Source organism: Xanthobacter autotrophicus (assembly GCF_029991245.1).
In the GTDB taxonomy this organism is placed as follows: domain Bacteria; phylum Pseudomonadota; class Alphaproteobacteria; order Rhizobiales; family Xanthobacteraceae; genus Xanthobacter; species Xanthobacter autotrophicus_C.
The window spans coordinates 1-16,189 of record NZ_JAIVFO010000025.1 but is presented as its reverse complement, the minus strand read 5'-3'; the positions used below and the strand labels follow the sequence as shown (position 1 = coordinate 16,189).

14 protein-coding genes are annotated in these 16,189 nt (G+C 68.7%); 11 read left to right on the top strand and 3 right to left on the bottom strand.

The features are described 5' to 3' along the window. Nucleotides 1-20 precede the first annotated feature (20 nt). The 7 genes from K9U41_RS06795 (at nucleotide 21) to K9U41_RS06765 (ending at nucleotide 9,609) form a co-directional block, all read left to right on the top strand. Nucleotides 21-1,145, top strand: coding sequence for an efflux RND transporter periplasmic adaptor subunit (locus K9U41_RS06795; RefSeq protein WP_282640096.1), 1,125 nt, complete (start codon nucleotides 21-23; stop codon nucleotides 1,143-1,145). Then, nucleotides 1,142-4,237, top strand: a complete 3,096-nt coding sequence (locus tag K9U41_RS06790) for an efflux RND transporter permease subunit (protein ID WP_282640095.1) — start codon at nucleotides 1,142-1,144, stop codon at nucleotides 4,235-4,237. The genes K9U41_RS06795 and K9U41_RS06790 overlap by 4 nt, the downstream gene beginning before the upstream one ends. A 154-nt stretch (nucleotides 4,238-4,391) precedes the next feature. Further along, a complete protein-coding gene (locus K9U41_RS06785) occupies nucleotides 4,392-5,411 on the top strand; it encodes a patatin-like phospholipase family protein (RefSeq protein WP_282640094.1) in 1,020 nt (339 codons plus the stop codon). A gap of 3 nt (nucleotides 5,412-5,414) precedes the next feature. Continuing rightward, nucleotides 5,415-6,878, top strand: a complete 1,464-nt coding sequence (locus K9U41_RS06780) for a GntP family permease (protein WP_282640093.1) — start codon at nucleotides 5,415-5,417, stop codon at nucleotides 6,876-6,878. A 155-nt stretch (nucleotides 6,879-7,033) separates the two neighbouring features. After that, nucleotides 7,034-8,242: a sodium/glutamate symporter gene (gene gltS, locus K9U41_RS06775; RefSeq protein ID WP_282640092.1), complete on the top strand. Its 1,209-nt coding sequence runs from the start codon at nucleotides 7,034-7,036 to the stop codon at nucleotides 8,240-8,242. 432 nt (nucleotides 8,243-8,674) lie between these two features. Continuing rightward, nucleotides 8,675-9,157 carry a flavodoxin FldA gene (gene fldA, locus K9U41_RS06770; RefSeq protein WP_282640091.1) on the top strand — a complete coding sequence of 161 codons (483 nt, stop codon included), beginning with the start codon at nucleotides 8,675-8,677 and terminating at the stop codon, nucleotides 9,155-9,157. Then, complete coding sequence (locus tag K9U41_RS06765) at nucleotides 9,136-9,609, top strand: DUF2023 family protein (RefSeq protein ID WP_282640090.1); 474 nt, start codon at nucleotides 9,136-9,138, stop codon at nucleotides 9,607-9,609. Before fldA ends, K9U41_RS06765 begins: the two co-directional genes overlap by 22 nt. Nucleotides 9,610-9,616: 7 nt before the next feature. Here K9U41_RS06765 and K9U41_RS06760 read toward each other — a convergent pair whose 3' ends face one another. Continuing rightward, nucleotides 9,617-9,982, bottom strand: a complete 366-nt coding sequence (locus K9U41_RS06760) for a hypothetical protein (protein WP_282640089.1) — start codon at nucleotides 9,980-9,982, stop codon at nucleotides 9,617-9,619. A gap of 267 nt (nucleotides 9,983-10,249) precedes the next feature. Here K9U41_RS06760 and K9U41_RS06755 point away from each other — a divergent pair, with 267 nt between their 5' ends. The 3 genes from K9U41_RS06755 (at nucleotide 10,250) to K9U41_RS06745 (ending at nucleotide 13,230) form a co-directional block, all read left to right on the top strand. Further along, on the top strand, nucleotides 10,250-10,999 hold the full coding sequence (locus K9U41_RS06755) for a transaldolase family protein (protein WP_282640088.1): 750 nt from the start codon (nucleotides 10,250-10,252) through the stop codon (nucleotides 10,997-10,999). A 426-nt stretch (nucleotides 11,000-11,425) separates the two neighbouring features. Then, nucleotides 11,426-12,484, top strand: a complete 1,059-nt coding sequence (locus K9U41_RS06750; protein ID WP_432715745.1) for a Ppx/GppA phosphatase family protein — start codon at nucleotides 11,426-11,428, stop codon at nucleotides 12,482-12,484. Further along, entirely contained in the window at nucleotides 12,481-13,230 is a 750-nt protein-coding gene (locus K9U41_RS06745) for an RlmE family RNA methyltransferase (RefSeq protein ID WP_282640086.1), read from the top strand. Before K9U41_RS06750 ends, K9U41_RS06745 begins: the two co-directional genes overlap by 4 nt. Here K9U41_RS06745 and K9U41_RS06740 read toward each other — a convergent pair. Further along, nucleotides 13,224-14,663, bottom strand: coding sequence for an MFS transporter (locus K9U41_RS06740; RefSeq protein ID WP_282640085.1), 1,440 nt, complete (start codon nucleotides 14,661-14,663; stop codon nucleotides 13,224-13,226). The genes K9U41_RS06745 and K9U41_RS06740 overlap by 7 nt on opposite strands. A gap of 282 nt (nucleotides 14,664-14,945) precedes the next feature. On the opposite strand from K9U41_RS06740, the gene K9U41_RS06735 reads away from it, so the two are divergent. Further along, the gene (locus K9U41_RS06735; protein WP_282640084.1) at nucleotides 14,946-15,197 is read left to right on the top strand and encodes a hypothetical protein; all 252 of its coding nucleotides are present in this window, start codon (nucleotides 14,946-14,948) and stop codon (nucleotides 15,195-15,197) included. 69 nt (nucleotides 15,198-15,266) lie between these two features. Here the strand turns inward: K9U41_RS06735 and K9U41_RS06730 are convergent. Further along, nucleotides 15,267-16,189, bottom strand: a 923-nt coding sequence (locus tag K9U41_RS06730; protein WP_282640083.1) for an NAD(P)H-quinone oxidoreductase, incomplete at its 5' end; no start/stop codon positions are given.

Below are 16,189 nucleotides of genomic sequence, written 5' to 3'. Positions count from 1 at the left end.
GCGCTAAGAGGAGTTGTCCCGTGGCCGACGTGATCCATCGCGCGCCCGACGCCGTCATTTCCGCAGTCCTTCGGCTGGGAGCATCGGCGGTCCTCCTCGGCGGCGCCCTGCTGCTGGCGGGATGCGGCGAGGCGCCGGAGGCGAAGGCGCCCGAGCCGCGCCCGGTGCGCACGATTCTCGCCACCAGCCGCGCGGCCAGCGACCAGGTGACCCTCACCGGCCAGGTGGAGGCGCAGAACGAGGCCACCTACGGCTTCCGCATCGGCGGGCGAATCATCGAGCGGCTCGTCACTGTGGGCGACCAGGTGAAGCCCGGGCAGGTGCTGGCCCGGCTCGACCCCCAGGACGAGCAGAACGCCCTGCGCTCGGCCCAGGCGGCGCTGTCGGCGGCCAACGCCAATCTCAGCCAGACCCGCAACCAGTACGAGCGCCAGCGCCAGCTGCTGGCCCGCGGCTTCACCCCCCGCGCCCAGTATGAGCAGGCCGAGCAGGCCTTCCTCAACGCCCGCTCCCAGGTGGAGGACACCGAGGCCCGCCTGCGGATGGCGCAGGACCGGCTCGGCTTCACCGAGCTGAAGGCGGATTCTGCCGGCGTCGTCACCCAGCGGCGGGCCGAACCCGGCGAGGTGGTGCAGGCCGGCCAGCCGGTGATCGAGGTGGCGCGCCGCGACGGCCGTGACGCCGTGTTCGAGGTGCCGGCCGCCCTTCTCACCTCCCTGCCGGGCGATCCCGAGGTGGAGGTGACCCTTTCGGGCGATCCCGCCGTCAAGGCCACCGGCCGGGTGCGCGAGGTGGCGCCGCAGGCCGATCCCGTCACCCGCACCTTCCGCGTGCGCGTCGGCCTCATCGATCCGCCGGAGGGGCTGCGGCTCGGCACCACGGTCATCGGCCGCGTGGTGGTGGACAGCGGCCCGGTGATCGAGATACCGGCCAGCGCGCTCACCCGCTTCAATGACAAGCCGGCGGTGTGGGTGGTGGACCCGAAGGCGCAGACCGTCTCCCTGCGCACGGTGGAGGTGCTGCGCTTCAGCCCCGCAACCGTGAGCGTGGCCGAGGGGCTCAAGCCCTCCGAGATCGTGGTGACGGCGGGCGTTCAGGCGCTGCATCCGGGGCAGAAGGTGCGCCTTCTGGGGACCCAGCTGTGAGCGGCGGCTTCAACCTCTCCGCCTGGGCGCTGAAGCACCGCTCGGTCATCATCTATCTCGTGGCCATCTCGGTGGTGGCCGGCATCATGGCCTTCAGGAACCTGGGCCGGGCGGAAGACCCGACCTTCGTCATCAAGACCATGGTGGTGCAGGCCAACTGGCCCGGCGCCACCCTGGACGAGACCTTCCGGCAGGTCACCGAGCGGCTGGAGCGCAAGCTCCAGGAAGTGCCCAGGCTCAACTTCCTGGAGAGCTATACCAAGCCCGGCACCACCACCGTCTTCGTGCACCTGAAGGGCTCCGCCACGGCGGCCGAGGTGCCGGACATCTGGTACCATGTGCGTAAAAGCGTGGGCGATATCCGCCACACCCTGCCGCAGGGCATCGTGGGGCCGTTCTTCAACGACGAGTTCGGCGACACCTTCGGTATCATCTACGGCTTCACCGCCGACGGCTTCACCCATCGCGAGCTGCGCGACTATGTGGAGGACGTGCGCTCCGAACTGCTGCACGTGCCGGATGTCTCCAAGATCGAGATCCTCGGCGCGCAGGACGAGCGCATCTTCATCGAGTTCTCCATGCGGGACCTCGCCAGCCTCGGCATCGACCGCACGGCGGTGCTCTCCGCGCTGCAGAGCCAGAACATCGTGCGCCCCTCGGGCGAGGTCCAGACCGGGGCGGAGAACATCTCCATCCGCGTGTCCGGCGCCTTCACCTCGGAGGCGGACGTCGCCAACGTGAACTTCGTGGTGAACGGCCGGCTCATCCGCCTCGCCGACATCGCCACCATCCGGCGCGGCTATGCCGACCCGCCGCAGCCCATGTTCCGGGTGAACGGCAAGCCGGCCATCGGCCTTGCCATCGCCATGCGCGACGGCGGCGACATCCTTGCCATGGGCAAGTCCATCGACACGACCATGAACCGCCTCATCGCCGACCTGCCCGTGGGCATCGAGGCGCATCTGGTGGCGGATCAGGCGGTGACGGTGAACAGCGCCATCGCCGAGTTCATGGAAAGCCTGTGGCAGGCGGTGGCCATCATCCTCGTGGTGTCGTTCATCGCGCTGGGGGTGCGGGCCGGGGCCATCGTGGCCCTCGCCATCCCGCTGACGCTGGCCATCGTGTTCGCGCTGATGCAGCTGGTGCACATCGACATGCAGCGCATCTCGCTGGGTGCGCTCATCATCGCCCTGGCGCTCATGGTGGACGACGCCATGACCACCACGGACGCCACCCTCACCCGCCTCGCCGCCGGCGACGACAAGGTGACGGCGGCGGCCTACGCGTTCAAGGCGTATGCCGGGGCCATGCTGGCGGGAACGCTGGTGACCATCGCCGGCTTTGTGCCGGTGGGCTTCGCGGCCTCGTCGGCGGGCGAATACACCTTCACCCTGTTCGCCGTGGTGGCCATCGCGCTTCTGGTGTCGTGGATCGTGGCGGTGCTGTTCGCCCCGTTGATGCAGGTGCTGATCCTCAAGGCCCCAGCCAGGGACAAGGTGCCCGATCCCGATGCCCCGCCCACGGGCGTCATGGGCTTTTACCGCGCCTTCCTCATCTTCTGCCTGCGGCTGCGCTGGGCGACCATCGCCGTCACCCTCGGCCTGTTCGCGCTTGCGGTGCTGGCGCTGCCGCTCATTCCCTCGCAGTTCTTCCCCTCCTCGGACCGGCCCGAGCTGCTGGTGGACCTCGCCTCGCCGCAGAACGCCTCCATCTACCAGAGCGAGAAGGTCGCCGAGGCGTTCGACGCGGTGCTGGCCAAGGACCCGGACGTGAAGCGGTGGTCCACCTATGTGGGCCGCGGCGCCATCCGCTTCTATCTCCCCCTCGACGTGCAGCTGCCCAACGACTTCTTCGCCCAGACCGTGATCGTGGCGAAGGACGTGGCCGGGCGCGACCGCCTCCGGCTCAAGCTGGAGAAGGTGCTGGCGGAGGACTTCCCCCAGCTCGTCGCGCGCGTCTCGCCGCTGGAGCTGGGTCCGCCGGTGGGCTGGCCGGTGCAGTATCGCGTCTCGGGACCGGACATCGAGAAGGTGCGCGCCATCGCCTTCGACCTCGCCGCCGTGATGGCCTCCAACCCCAAGGTCGAGACGGTCAATTACAACTGGATCGAGCCGGCGCGGCAGGTGCGCATCAAGGTGGACCAGGACGAGGCGCGCCTGCTGGGCCTGTCCACGGCGCAGCTCGCCGGCGTGCTCAACACCGTGCTGTCGGGACAGGCGGTGACGCAGGTGCGCGACGACATCTATCTCGTCAACGTGGTGGCCCGCGCCACCGACGAGGAGCGCGTCTCGCTGGCCACCCTCGGCACCCTCCAGGTGCCGCTGCCCAGCGGGCGGACGGTGCCGCTGAGCCAGATCGCCACCTTCGACTACGCCCAGGACTATCCCGCCATCTGGCGCCGCGACCGGGTGCCCACCCTGACGGTGCAGGCGGACGTGCGGCGCGGCATCCTGCCGGAAGGCGTGGTGACGCAGCTTGATCCGAAGATCGAGGCCCTGCGCAAGACCGTGCCGCCGGGCTACGCCATCACCGTGGGCGGCACCGTGGAGGAGAGCGCGGCCTCGCTCGCCTCCGTGGTGGCGGTGGTGCCGGTGATGCTGCTGCTCATGTTCTCCGTGCTCATGTTCGAGCTGAAGAGCTTCCAGCGCCTCGTCATCGTGCTGTCGGTGGCGCCGCTCGGCCTCATTGGCGTGGTGGCGGCGCTCTTGGCCTCGGGGCGGCCCCTGGGCTTCGTGGCCATCCTCGGCGTGCTGGCGCTGATCGGCATGATCACCAAGAACGCGGTCATCCTCATCGGCCAGATCGAGGCGGACCGGGCGGCGGGCAAGAGCGTGTGGGATGCGGTGGTGCATGCCTCCTCCATCCGCTTCCGGCCCATCATGCTCACCGCCCTGTCGACTGTGCTGGGCATGATCCCCATCGCGCCTACCGTGTTCTGGGGCCCCATGGCCTTCGCCATCATGGGCGGGCTCATGGTGGGCACGCTGCTCACCCTCATCTTCCTGCCGGCGCTCTACGTCGCCTGGTTCGGGCCCGACACGGGTCCCGAGCAGGCGACCGCGCCCGCGACGCCCAAGCCGGCCCGCGCCTGACGCGCGGGCCACGGCCCACCGGGCGGAAGACTGACGAACGACAAGAAACACGGCCTATAAAAACACGTTGGAAGACCGGGACCGGGAAACGCCAAGGTTCGCAAGCGCGCCCGCCCCATGAGGGCGCGGGCAAACTGACTGGAGACGTGTGACCATGGACCGCTCCCCCCTCCTCGTGGACCTCGCCCTGCAGGGCGGCGGTTCCCACGGCGCCTTCACCTGGGGCGTGCTCGATCGGCTGCTGGAGGAAAGCTGGCTCCAGATCGACGGCATCTCCGGGACCTCGGCCGGCGCCATGAACGCCGCCGTCCTGGCCGACGGCTATGCCGCCGGCGGGGCGCAGGGCGCGCGCGACGCCCTCGACCGCTACTGGCGCACGGTGTCCGATGCCGCCCGCTACAGCCCGTTCCAGCGCGGCCCGCTCGACCGGCTGCTGGGCCGCTGGACCATCGACACCTCGCCCATGTTCGTGGGCATGGACATCTTGTCCCGCCTGTTCTCGCCCTACGATCTCAATCCCGGCAATGTGAACCCGCTGAAGAAGATCCTCGACGAGAGCATCGATTTCGAGCGGCTGAAGGCGTCCCCCATCCGCCTGTTCATCACCGCCACCAATGTGCGCACCGGGCGCGGCCGGGTGTTCCGCAACGCCGAGCTTTCGGCCGACGTGCTGCTCGCCTCCGCCTGCCTGCCCACCATGTTCCAGGCCATCGAGATCGACGGCGAGGCCTATTGGGACGGCGGCTATTCCGGCAACCCGACCATGACGCCGCTGGTGCGCGAGCTGAGCTCCGACGACACCATCCTGATCCCCATCAACCCGGTGGAGCGTCCCGGCACGCCCCGCACCGCCTCGGAGATCATGAACCGGCTCAACGAAGTGTCGTTCAATTCAGTGCTGCTCAAGGAGCTGCGCATGATCGCGCTGATGCGCAAGGTGGCCGATCCCGGCAACACCGAGGGTGCCGAATGGGCCAAGATGCGCATCCACATGGTGCCGAACCGGCTGATGGCGTCCCTTGGCTTCTCCTCCAAGCTCAACGCGGAATGGGACTTCCTGTCCATGCTGAAGCTCGAGGGGCGCAAGGCAGGGGAGGAGTTCCTGGAGCGCCATGGCGACAAGCTGGGCGTTGAATCCTCCGTCGATCTCGACGTGCTGCTGGAAGGGGTGTGACGCATGGGTCTCATCGGCATTCTCGTCGGCCTTGCCGTCCTCATCTTCCTGGCCTTCCGGGGCTCCAGCATCCTCATCCTCGCCCCCATCGCCGGGCTGATCGCGGCCGCCTTCTCCGGTGAGCCGCTGCTGGCGAGCTGGACCCAGACCTTCATGCGCAACGCGGCGGATTTCGTCGCGCAATTCTTCCCGCTGTTCCTGCTCGGGGCGCTGTTCGGCAAGCTCATGGAGGATTCCGGCTCGGTCACCGCCATCGCCAACACCATGACGCAGAAGCTCGGGTCGCAGCGGGCCATTCTCGCCGTGGTGCTGGCGGGCGCCATCGTCACCTATGGCGGCGTCAGCCTGTTCGTCGCCTTCTTCGTGCTCGCGCCCATGGGCGTCGCCCTGTTCCGCTCGTCCGGCGTACCGCGGCGGCTGATGCCGGCGGCCATCGCGCTCGGCACCTCCACCTTCACCATGTCGGCCATGCCCGGCACGCCCTCCATCCAGAACGCCATTCCCATGCCGTTCTTCGGCACCACGCCGTTCGCGGCGCCGGGCCTCGGCATCATCGCCTCGCTGGTCATGCTGGGCTTCGGCATGTGGTGGCTGAAGCTGCGGGAGAATGCGGCGCGGGCCAAGGGCGAGGGCTTCGGCGCGCTGATCGCGGCGCCGGACGAATCCGCCGAGCTGGCCGCCGACGACCCGCTGGTGCGCGAGCGGGCCACCACGGCCGGGGCGTTCGACCCCTCTGAGATCCATTCCAGCGACGCGGCCGCCCGGCAGCCGCCCATCCTGCTCGCGGCCCTGCCGATCATCGTGGTGATCGTGGTCAACCTCTTGATGTCCTTCGCCATCCTGCCGCGCATGGACACCTCTTTCCTCGCCACTGACCAGTGGGGCAACACCAGCCTCTCGGCGGTGGGCGGGGTGTGGTCGGTGATCGTGGCGCTGACGGCCGCCATCATCGCGGTGATCGCCATCAACTTCCGCAGCGTGCCGGAGCTGCGCGCCACCATGACGGCGGGCGCCAACGCGTCCGTGCTGCCCATCCTGTCGGTGGCGAGCCTCGTCGGCTTCGGCGCCATCGTTGCCTCGCTGCCGGCCTTCGCCGACGTGCGCAACTGGGTGCTGTCCATCGAGGGCGGGCCGCTGGTGTCGCTGGCGGTGGCCACCAATATCCTCGCGGCGCTCACCGGGTCGGCTTCCGGCGGCCTCACCATCGCCCTCGACGCGCTGGGGCCCACCTACATGAAGATCGCCGCCGAGATCGGCATGGACCCGGCGCTGATGCACCGTGTCGCCGTGATCGGCTCCGGCACCCTCGACAGCCTGCCGCACAACGGCGCGGTGGTGACGCTGCTGTCCGTGTGCGGGGTGACCCACAAGGAAGGCTATCTCGATATCGTCATGGCGGCGGTGGTGGGCGCGCTCATCGCCCTCGTGGTGGTGATCGGGCTCGGCACGCTGGTCGGCAGCTTCTGAGGCCGCTGGCCAAGGGCCGCGGTGCCGGTCTCACCGACGCACCAGCCGGGGCGGAAGGCTTTGTGCTTTCCGCCCCGCGCGGCTAGACCACACCGGTGGCCGGCGGGCCGCCGTCCCATCGAACCATCACACCAGCCGGAAACCTGGGGGAAGACATGCCAGCCACCTTTGAGGTCTCCGGCTTCCTCACCTTCACCCTCGCCATCGTGGTGTATTTCATCGGCGCCGGGCTCAACGGCGTGATCGCCCCGCTGCGCCGCTGGAACATTCCCGAGGCGGTGACCGGCGGCCTGCTCGCCGCCGTGGTGACGCTGTTGTGCTATCGCGTGCTCGGCCTGGCCATCTTGTTCGATCTCGCCGCGCGCGACATGCTGCTGCTGTATTTCTTCACCGGCATCGGCCTCAATGCGCGGCTGTCCGACCTCGCCCTGGGCGGGCGGCCGCTGCTCATCCTGCTGGGGCTCACTGTGGTCTATCTCGGCATCCAGAATGGGGTGGCCATCGGCGGGGCCAAGGCGCTGGGCCTGCCGGACGGCATCGCGCCGCTGCTGGGCTCGGTGTCGCTCATCGGCGGGCACGGCACCACCATCGCCTGGGCGCCGCTGATCTCGCAGCGGTTCGGCCTGCCCAACGCCCTGGAAGTGGGCATCGCCAGCGCAACCCTGGGCCTCGTCATCGCCAGCCTCGTGGGCGGGCCGGTGGCGGGCATCCTCATCAACCGCTTCAAGCTGCGCAGCGACGAGATCCTGCCCCCCATGGTGGGCCTGCCCGACGACGACGTGGGGCCGGACGCGGGCAAGGTGACCTATCGCAACATCCTGAGCGCGCTGCTGGTGCTCAATGTGGTGATCCTCACCGCCTATTCGCTGGAAGGGCTGGTGGAGCAGACCGGCATCAAGCTGCCCATGTTCGTGGTGTGCCTGCTGGTGGCCATCGTCATCACCAACACGCTGCCCCATGCCGTGCCGCGCATGGCGTGGCCGGCACGCACCCCGGCGCTGGCGCTCATCTCCGACCTGTCGTTGAAGATCTTCCTCGCCATGTCGCTCATGAGCATGCAGTTGTGGACGCTGGGGGGGCTCGGGCCGGCGCTGGCCGTGGTGCTCGGCCTGCAGACGCTGGTGGCGGTGCTCTACATCCTGTTCGTGGTGTTTCCGGCCATGGGGCGCGACTACCAGGCGGCGGTGCTGGCGGCCGGGTTCACCGGCATCAGCCTGGGGGCGACGCCCACCGCCATCGCCAACATGACGGCGGTGACGCGCACCCACGGGCCGGCGCCCATCGCCTTCATCATCCTGCCGCTGGTGTCGGCCTTCTTCATCGACATCGCCAACGCCCTTGTCATCGGCTTCATGCTGCGCTGAGCGCGGGCGGCTCGCGCTACGCGAGTCCGGACCGATCAGGACGGATCGCCTCGCGACACCGTCCGGACGCTGAAGCCATTTGGAGCCATGAAGGCGGGGAGCGCGGGCGCAGATGTGCGGGCGCAGCGTGGCGCGCGCCACGGCGGGGTCGTGCGCGGCCGGTCGGAACGTTGCTCGTCGAAATTTGGCCGGTCGACCTGCGCCTGTTTTAATTCAGAACAACTCGAAACTGTAGATCGATTTATAATAATTCTCGATCGATCGTTTTCAATACAGCATATGAGTACGACGAATTTTATTATTATTCAATCCGTGAATATCCTGTGTTGTTGAGTTAATTTCATGTGGCTAGCATTTGCTTGCGAGTTGGGATGTCCGCGGCGGCTGGCATTCCCTTTCCAGATTTGAATCAATCCATAAAGAGACAGGTCCATGATTGTCACGGTGATCTTCGGCTCTGATGGCGGAGCCACGAAAGGGGTCGCGTCCAAGATTTCAAAGAAATGCCAGGGCCGTTCGGTGGACATCAAGACCGCGACCAAGGCCGATTTCGAGAATAGCGACCTCCTCATCCTGGGTTCGCCCACCTATGGCGACGGAACATTGCAGACCGACTGGGAAGAGAACATCGACAAGCTGCGCACCGCCAACCTGAAGGGCAGGAAAGTGGCGCTGTTCGGCACGGGGGATCAGGAGAGCTATCCCACCTCCTTCGTCGATGCCATCGGCATCCTCTATGACGAGGTGACGGACCTCGGCGCGGTGGTGGTCGGGTTCACCGACACGGCCGGCTACGACTATGTGGGCTCCACGGCTGAACGGGACGGCCAGTTCGTCGGCCTCGCCCTCGATCTCGACACGCAATCCGGTCTGACTGACAAACGGGTGACGGCATGGCTCAGCAAGCTGCTCTAGGCCCCTTCATCGACGCGCCCGGGGATGCGCTTGTCGCCGAGGAGGCCCTGTGGCCTGCGTCCCCGGTCGCCACCGTCGGGGAGGGAAGCGCCGCGCCGGTGATGCGGCTGTTCCAGCACCATGTCTACGAATACGGGCGGGGCGTGCGCGCCCTGTTCCTCATGACGCTCTGCCGCGCCGAGCTGCCGCTGGTGCTGGCGCGGCTCGGGCGCCATGGCATCGACCATTTCGTGCAGGAGGTGAGCCCGGTGAAGGTGAACCTCTTCTTCGGCCGTCCGGCCTTCGTGGCGGTGGCGCGGGCGGTGGTCACGCGGCCGCTCAACACGCTGACGGCGGAAGAGGATTTCATGCTCGGCACGTTGCTCGGCTACGACAAGGAGCAGCAGTGCCGGCGCTACCTCAGCCGGTCCGGCCGCGGCCAGCCGGAAGAGGTCGCCCTCGCGGCGGAATAGTGCGGGCTCAGCGCGCGCCTTCGCTCTCGGCGTAGCGGGTGGCCAGCGGCAGGGAGGCGGTGGCGAGGAAGGAGCGATAGCGGCGCCGCGCATCCATGGCGGTGCCGTTGTCGGCGATGGCGGCTTCCTGCAGTTCCGCGAGCGCCCAGTGGGTGGGCTCCACCGGGATGGCGACGATCTCGGGCGCCGCGCGCGAGGTGATCTCGATCACGTCGTGGGGGGTAAGGGCCTGGAGGGCGTGGGTGGCAAGCTGGCGCTGATAGGCGCGCCGCTCGGGCGAAAGCTCGTCCCACGGCTCCAGCAGGGGATAGCGCTGCCGGGAGAATGCGTGCATCGCGCGCGCCATGCGCTCCACCATGTCCGTCGCCACCATCCCCGCCTCACACCGCTGACAACCTGAGCCCGGGACCCCGGATGGAAGGCAGCATGCCGGATGCCCCTTTCCGGGAGGTTGCCGGGCGCACCAACCTTCCCGCATGGTTAATGGAGCGTTGATGGGGGAGGCGATGGGGCAGGGCGATGGGGCGGCTGCGTCATCGCGCTGCCGCATGGGCCGGCGATTATCCCCCCGCCTTGCATTGCGGCGGCGTCGGCCGCTGCTCTAGGATGCGGGCCGAAACGGGATCAAGGGAGTAAAAGCATGTCCGTGAAGCTCAGCGACCTGAAGGTGAAGCTGTTCACCGACGGGGCCGACAAGGCGCAGATCGTGGAAATGGCCAAGCAGCCCCACATCGCCGGCTTCACCACCAATCCGTCCCTGCTGCGCAAGGCCGGCGTGACCGATTACGAGGCCTATGCCCGCGATCTCGTCGCCGCCGTGCCGGATCGGCATATCTCGTTCGAGGTCTTCTCCGACGATATCCCGGAAATGCGCGCCCAGGCCCGCGTCATCGCCACCTGGGGCGAGCATGTGCACGTCAAGCTCCCGGTCTCCACCACCCGCGGCGAGACGCTTTATGAGCTGGTGCGCGATCTGGTGAACGACGGCGTGAAGGTGAACCTCACCGCCATCTTCGACGTGCCCCAGGTGGAAGAGGGCGTGAAGGCGCTGGCTGGTGGCGCCCCCTCCATCATCTCGGTGTTCGCCGGCCGCCTTGCCGACCTCGGCATCGATTACAAGCCCGCCATTTCGCGGGCGGTGGCGCTGGCCAACGAGACGAAGAACGTGGAGGTCATCTGGGCCTCCACCCGCGAGGTGTGGAACGTGATCGAGGCGGACGAGATGGGCTGCCACATCATCACCGCCCCCGCCGACGTGCTGAAGAAGCTCCCGGCCATGGGCTCGCGCACCGCCGCCGAGCTGTCCCTCGACGCCGTGAAGGCGTTCCGCGCCGATGCGCTGGCCGCCGGCCTCACCCTCGACCTGACGGGCCGCGCCGCCGCGGAGTGACCTTTTCCGGGGCACTGCCTTCTTAGTGGGCAGGCCCCGGCATTGCACACATCGCGCGCGCTGTTACACTGGCCGCAAGGCGCAGCCCGTCGCTGACCCAGCGGCAGGCCTGAGCGCATGTTTCCGCCTTGCGGCGAGGGGATGGACATGAGGGACGAGACGCACGGACCCGGGGCGGGTCCGGGGCAGTCTTGCCGCGAGCGTGCCGTTGCGGAAAGCGTAACGGATGCACGCCGCGGGACGACGGGGCCTGCGGCTGCGGGCACAGATTCGGCTGCCGGCTCCGATTCTCCTGACCATTCTCCCGACGAGGTTCCCTCCCGCCATCCGATTTCTTCTCCCGGCGAGAACGCTGCGCCCGGCCCGGTTCCCCCCTGTGCGCCCCCGACGCGCCCGGCTCCCGAGAGCCCGGTTTCCGCGGCATCGGTGTCGGCCGGCGCGCATCCCGCGCCATCCTACCCTTACGGCAACGCCAGCGCGGTCTATGCCGCCATCGATCTCGGCACCAACAATTGCCGCCTGCTGGTGGCGCGCCCCACGGCCCGGAGCTTTCGCGTGGTGGACGCGTTTTCGCGCATCGTCCGCCTCGGCGAGGGGCTGACCGCCTCCGGCCGCCTGTGCGACGAGGCCATGACCCGGGCGGTGGCGGCGCTGGAGATCTGCGCGTCCAAGATGGACCTGCGCGGCGTCACCCGCGCCCGCATCGTCGCCACCGAGGCCTGCCGCGCCGCCGAGAACGGTGCGGAATTCTGTGCCCGGGTGGAAGAGCGGACCGGCCTCCAGCTGGAGGTGGTGGACCGCCGCACCGAGGCGGGGCTCGCCGCCACCGGCTGCGCGCCGCTGGTGGACCCCACCTGCGACGGCGCCGTGCTGTTCGACATCGGCGGCGGCTCCACCGAGGTGGTGTGGCTGGGCCGGCGCTCGGCAGGGGACGACGGGCCGCCGCGGGCCCGCATCCGTTCGTGGGTGTCGCTGCCGGTGGGCGTGGTTTCCCTGTCCGAGCGGCACGGCGGTGTCCGCGTTTCACCCGACGTGTTCCACACCATGGTGGATGAGGTGAGCGGCATGCTGGACGGCGTGCGCCAGAGCTGGGGCGTGCGCGCCCCGGGCCGGCTGCACCTGCTCGGCACCTCCGGCACCGTCACCACGGTGGCCGGCATCCATCTCGGCCTCGACCGCTACGACCGTACCCGGGTGGACGGCGCGTGGCTCGGTGCCAGCCACATCGCGGAGGTGGTGGAGCGGCTCATGTGCATGTCGTTCGAGGAGCGGGTGGCCAATCCCTGCATCGGCGCCCAGCGGGCGGACCTGGTGCTGGCGGGCTGCGCCATCATGGAGGCGGTGCGCCGGGTTTTCCCCGCCGATCGCCTGCGGGTGGCGGACCGGGGCTTGCGCGAGGGCATGCTGGTGCAGTTGATGCGGGCTGATGGCGCCTGGCGGCGCAATCGCCCCTCCAGCCCCCCCTCCGGAGACGCACGCGCGTGACCACCCCATCCCGCGGGCCGGACGGCCGGCCCCTGAAAGTGCGCGTGAAAAAATCGCGCGGCCGCACCACGTCCTCCCAGAAATGGCTGCAGCGCCAGCTCAACGATCCTTATGTTGCCCGCGCCAAGCGCGAGGGCTGGCGCTCGCGCGCCGCATTCAAGCTCATTGAATTGGACGAGAAGGCCCGGCTGCTGAAGCGCGGCATGCGCATCGTGGACCTCGGCGCTGCCCCGGGCGGCTGGAGCCAGGTGGCGGCGAAGAAGATCGGCCTGGAGGACGGGCAGGGCAAGATCGTCGCCATCGACCTGCTGGAGATCGAGCCCATCCCCGGCGTCGAATTCGCCCAGATGGATTTCCTCGCCCCCGATGCGCCGGAGCGCCTGATCGCCATGCTGGGCGGACAGGCCGACCTCGTCATGTCCGACATGGCGGCCAACGCCACCGGCCACAAGAAGACCGACCATCTGCGCATCGTCGGCCTGGTGGAGCTTGCGGCGGAGTTCGCCCGCCAGGTGCTGGCGCCGGGCGGGACCTTCCTCGCCAAGGTGATCCAGGGCGGCATGGAAGCAACCCTTCTGGCCGACCTCAAGCGCGACTTCACCCAGGTTCGCCATGTGAAGCCGGCCGCGAGCCGCGCCGATTCGGCCGAGCTTTACGTGCTTGCCACCGGCTTCCGGGGCGAGGCTGTGCTGGCCGAGATGGATGACGCCGAGACGGCCCAGGCACAGGCGCCCCGCGATCAGTGATCCGGCCCCACCTCGCTGCGCGGGTCGGCAAGGTCGGGCTTGCGGCCGGTGAGTTCCGAGCCCGCGTTTTTAGGCAGCCGGACGAAATAGGCGAGGCTCAGGAGGCTCACCACCGCCACCACCAGGAAGGCGACGGCGAAGTCGCCCTGGGTGACCGCCAGTTCGCCCCGGTCGGCGCGCATGGTCTCCAGCACGAAGCCGGCCAACGCCACGCCGCAGGACAGGGACACCTGCTGCGCCACGCTGGCGAAAGAGGTGGCCCGGCTCATCTCCTGCGGCTCCACCTGTGCATAGCTCAGCGCATTGAGTGCGGTGAACTGGAGCGAGCGCAGGAAGCCGCCCAGCAGCAGCACCATCACGATGATCCAATGGGGCGTGAACGGCGTGAAGGCCGCATTCACGGCGATGAAGCCGGCCGAGAACACGGCGTTGGCGACGAGCACGCGCTTGTAGCCGAGCCGCCGCAGCAGCGGCGCGGCAGTGAATTTCATGACGAGGGCGCCGGCCGAGGCGGCGAAGGTAAGGAGGCCCGAGGCAAAGGGGGACAGGCCGAACGACAGCTGCAGCATCAGCGGCAGCAGGAAGGGCAGGGCGCCGATGCCGACCCGGAACAGGGAGCCGCCCACCACGCCGGCGCGGAACGAGGAATGCCGCAGCAGGTTCAGGTCGAGCACCGCATGGGGGGTGACTCGCGCGTGGCGCACATACAGCCACAAAGCGACCGCGCCGACGCCGGCCACGCCGAGGGCGGCCCACACCGGCACCAGCTCCTGCCCCAGCACGGCGAAGCCGAAGACGAGGCCGGCAAGCCCGATGCCGGACAGGACGAGGCCCTTCAGGTCCAGCGGCGGCACATCCTCTTCCCGCACGTTCTCGATGAAGCGGGTGGCGAGGAACACGCCCAGCACGCCGATGGGCACGTTGATGAAGAAGATCAGCCGCCAGTCGAAATAGGTGGTGATGAAGCCCCCCAGCGGCGGCCCGAACACCGGCCCCAGCAGGGCGGGGATGGTGAGCCAGGCCAGCGCGGAGACCAGCTTCGTCTTCGGCACCGACCGCAGGATGACGAGCCGCCCCACCGGCACCATCATGGCCCCGCCCATGCCCTGGATGATGCGGTAGAGCACAAAGTCGGTGAGAGAGGTGGAGAGCCCGCACAGGATCGAGCCCACGGTGAAGATCACGATGGCGGAACGGAACACCGTTCGCGCGCCATAGCGGTCCGCCGCCCAGCCGCTGGCCGGAATGAAGACGGCGAGGGAGAGCAGATAGGAGGTGAGCGCCAGCTTGAGCGCCACCGGGTCTTCCTTCAGGTCGGCGGCGATGGCGGGCAGGGAGGTGGCGATCACGGTCGCGTCCACCTGTTCCATGAACAGGGCGCATGCGACGATGAGGGGAATGAGAACCTGCGGCGGCAGCGCGTGGCGCGGCATGAGTATTTCCCTGGAGCGTTTTCGAGCGAAGTGGATGCCGGTTCGCGTGAAGAAAACGCGTCAATACAAGAATCTAGAGCGATTGCCGTGAGCTGGTGCGAACGGAAAGCGCTCTAGGGGCGCGCCTTGGGGGGCGGGAGGCGCGTCGCCGGGCGTTCCGAATAGGGGCTTCGCCGGCTGCGATCAACCACCCGCAGGGCCAGCCGGGGTAACGATACCTTGCGGGCGCGGTGAGCCACACCATATGGATGCCGAGGCCTTTAAGGAGGGCCTGACGCGACCATGATCTACATTCTCGCCGCTCTGCTTCCGCCGCTCGGCCTGCTGGTGAACGGACAGCCGATTTCGGCCCTCATCAACCTGATCATGATCGTGCCGTGCATCCTGCTCGGCCTGATCTTCCCGCTGTTGTTCTTGGTGCCTTCCGCCCATGCGGTCATCGCCGTGCACATGAAGCGCACGGATCGCCGCCAGCGCGAGGTGCTCGAGGCCATCCAGCGCACAGGCGTCCCGCCCGCCGACTGGCGGCCCTGAGGGGCGCAAGGGTGTCCCCTCCGGCCCGGCCGGAGGGCGACGCGCGTGCCCTGCGAGAGCGGCTCCCCTTCAGTCCACCGTGAGCACGATCTTGCCCACGTGGGCGCTCGCATCCATGCGGGCGTGGGCGGCGGCCGCATTGGCCAGCGGGAAGGTCTCGTCCATCACCGGGCGGTACTTGCCCGCCGCGATCAGCGGAAACACCTTCTCGACGATGGCGGCGGCCAGCGCCGCCTTCTCCTCCACCGGGCGCGAGCGCAGGGTGGAGCCGGTGTGGGTCAGGCGCTTCAGCATGAGTCGCATGAAATCCACCTCGGCCTTGGCGCCCTGCTGGAAGGCGATCTGCACGATGCGCCCGTCCTGCGCGGCGGCTTCGTAGTTCTTCTGGATGTAGGGGCCGCCGATCATGTCGAGGATCACGTTAGCGCCCTTGCCGGCGGTGAAGCTCTTCACTTCGGCCACGAAATCCTGGGTGCGGTAGTTCACCGCCAGGTCGGCGCCCAGCGTCACACAGGCGGCGCATTTCTCGTCCGATCCCGCCGTCACCACCACCCGCGCACCGAAGGCCTTGGCCAGCTGGATGGCCGTGGTGCCGATGCCGCTGGACCCGCCGTGCAGCAGCAGCGTCTCGCCCGCCTTCAGCTGGCCGCGCTCGAAGATGTTGCTCCACACGGTGAAGGCGGTTTCCGGCAGGGCCGCCGCCTCGGCCGCGCTCAGGCCCTCGGGAATGGGCAGGGCGGTGGCCTCGTGGGTGGTGCAATATTGCGCATAGCCGCCGCCGGTGACGAGGGCGCAGACCCGGTCGCCCACCTTGAAGCGGCTCGCGCCTGCGCCGAGGGCCACCACCGTGCCGGCGATTTCCAGGCCCGGAATGTCCGAGGCGCCGGGCGGCGGCGGATAGAGGCCCTTGCGCTGCATCACGTCCGGGCGGTTGATGCCGGCGGCCTCCACCTTCATCAGCAGCTCGCCGGGGGCGGGGGAGGGGACCGGGC